Origin of the sequence: Streptomyces sp. 4N124, from assembly GCF_052245395.1 — a bacterium.
Classification (GTDB): Bacteria; Actinomycetota; Actinomycetes; order Streptomycetales; family Streptomycetaceae; genus Streptomyces.
Genome location: NZ_JBQQBS010000133.1, coordinates 1 through 2,422 on the forward strand (window position 1 = coordinate 1; position 2,422 = coordinate 2,422).

Consider the following 2,422-nt stretch of genomic DNA (forward strand, 5'->3'; position numbering starts at 1 on the left):
AGCGGCCTCACCAACAAAGAAATCGGCGAACGCATGCACCTCTCCCCCCGCACCGTCAGCTCACACCTCTACCGCGTCTTCCCCAAACTCGGCATCACCGCACGCGCCGCCCTCCGCGACGCACTGGAAAGGCTGGAGGGCGAACAGGGGGTGTGAGCACGCGCGGTTGAGAAGCTTTTCTCAGTCGAATGACTGACATACGGGGTGGGCTGCACACCCGGTGTCGCTCTCCGCATCCGACCATCACATGACTGATGTGTCCGGTTTCGTTGCGGACGAGAGTATGTGCCGCGGCTCCACTCATCACCGAAACCGCCAGTCGTCACCTGTTTGACAGGTGACGAATGACGTGCCAGGGTTTCCAGGGCTCGGGCCGGTCACCAGAAACGCACGACGGAGGACTTCACATGATCAACAGGCGTACCTTCAGCAAGGCCGTCGGCCTGGGCACCGGCGCGGCCGCGGTCTCGCTGTCCGGCCTGCAGACCAGCGCATCCGGCGCGACCGCCTCGGACAGGGCGGGCGTCGCTTCCGCACCCACCGTGCCCACTCTCACCCCCGGCACCCACACCGAGTTCAGCACGCTCAAGCACGTCAAGGCAGGTGTCCTGGACATCGGTTACGCCGAGGCGGGCCCGGCCCGCGGCCCGGTCGTCGTTCTCCTGCACGGCTGGCCCTACGACATCCACAGCTTCGTCGACGTCGCCCCGCTCCTCGCCGATCTGGGCTACCGCGTCCTCGTCCCCTACCTGCGCGGCCACGGCAGCACCCGCTTCCTGTCCGGCCACACTCCGCGCACGGCCGAGCAGTCCGCGATCGCGCTGGACATCATCGCGTTCATGGACGCCCTGAAGATCGAGAAGGCTGTTCTCGCCGGCTTCGACTGGGGCTCGCGGACCGCCGACATCATCGCCGCCCTGTGGCCCGAGCGCGTCAAGGCCCTCCTGTCCACCAGCGGCTACCTCATCACGAACCGCAAGGCACAGCTGGACCCCGCTCCGCCGGCCGTCGAGCACAACTGGTGGTACCAGTGGTACTTCGCCACCGACCGTGGCAAGAAGACCATGGAGAACGTGGACAAGCGCATCGCGCTGTGCCGCTATGTGTGGACCCTCGTCTCTCCCAACTGGAACTTCGACGACGCCACCTTCGCGCGTACCGCCGAAGCCTTCAAGAACCCCGACTACGCCGCCATCGTCCTCTACAACTACCGCTGGCGCATCGGCCTGATCGAGGGCGACCGACGCTACGACCGCTACGAGAAGAAGCTGGCCGCCCAGCCCGCCATCGGCGTCCCCACCGTCACTCTCGACGCCGCCCTCGACCCCTTCACCGCACCGGGCGACGGCTCCTCGTACCGCGACCACTTCACCGGCCCCTACCTGCACCGCACGATCGCGAACATCGGTCACAACCTGCCGCAGGAGGCACCCACCACCTTTGCCCAGGCCGTGGTCGACGCCGACCACCTCTGAGCACCGGCCACAGGTGTGCGCCGGCCGCCTCCAAGATCTGCACCAGCCACCACCCGGGCGCCGCGCACACCGCGCCGGTCACGCCCAGGAGGAGTTCTCGATGAGCGAAGTCCAGTGGAACCGGCTGACCGCCGCCGAGTTGCGTGCCCTCGCGGCGCGGGACGCGGTGGTACTGCTGCCCATCGGGGCCACCGAGCAGCACGGCCCTCATCTGCCCACCGGCGTCGATGACTTCCTGGCCGCGGAGGTGTGCCGCCGGGCGGCGGTGCTGGCCGCCGAGCACACCGGCGTGGTGGTGACGCCCGCCGTGCCGACCGGCCTGTCGGAGCACCACATGGCCTTCGGCGGCACCCTCACACTCAGCCTGTCCACGTTGCACGCCCTGCTGTGTGACATCTGCCGCTCCGTGATCCGGGCGGGTTTCTCACGCATCCTGATCGTCAACGGGCACGGCGGGAACATGACCGCCCTCAACGCCCTCACGACCGAGCTCACGGCGGAACTGTCGACGCCGATCGCGTTCGCCAGCTACTTCGGCATCGGGCGGGAGGTAGTGCGGGACACTCTGGAGACCCAGGAAGGCCTCATGCACGCGTGTGAGGGGGAGACGTCCATGATGATGGCCGCCTTCCCCGAACTGATCCGTACCGAGCACCTGCTCGAGGCGCACGGGCCGCGGATCACGCTCCCCGCGGAGTCGACCGAACCGGTGTACATGGCCGTGCCCTTCGACCGGATCACCGAGTCCGGGGTCGCGGGCGACGCCCGGGTGGCGAGCCCGGAGAAGGGCGAGCGGATGCTCTCCGGCTGTGCGGCGGCGTTGGCGGACATCCTCCTGCGGGACCCGTGGGCGAAGTAGGCCGACGAATTCAGCGCCGATGCGGCCTCCGTCGCGGGGGTGGGGAGGAAGTCGTCCTTCCCGGCCCCACCTCTGTTTCGGAAACCTC

At 68.2% G+C, this 2,422-nt stretch carries 3 protein-coding genes; all 3 read left to right on the forward strand.

What is annotated here, in order from left to right:
• Positions 1–156: helix-turn-helix domain-containing protein (locus ACTWQO_RS48375; RefSeq protein ID WP_443243796.1), on the forward strand; the 156-nt coding region annotated here is incomplete at its 5' end.
• 251 nt (positions 157–407) lie between these two features.
• Positions 408–1,475 carry an alpha/beta fold hydrolase gene (locus ACTWQO_RS48380; RefSeq protein ID WP_443243794.1) on the forward strand — a complete coding sequence of 356 codons (1,068 nt, stop codon included), beginning with the start codon at positions 408–410 and terminating at the stop codon, positions 1,473–1,475.
• A 100-nt stretch (positions 1,476–1,575) separates the two neighbouring features.
• A complete protein-coding gene (locus ACTWQO_RS48385) occupies positions 1,576–2,334 on the forward strand; it encodes a creatininase family protein (RefSeq protein WP_443243795.1) in 759 nt (252 codons plus the stop codon).
• The last annotated feature ends 88 nt before the right edge of the window (positions 2,335–2,422 follow it).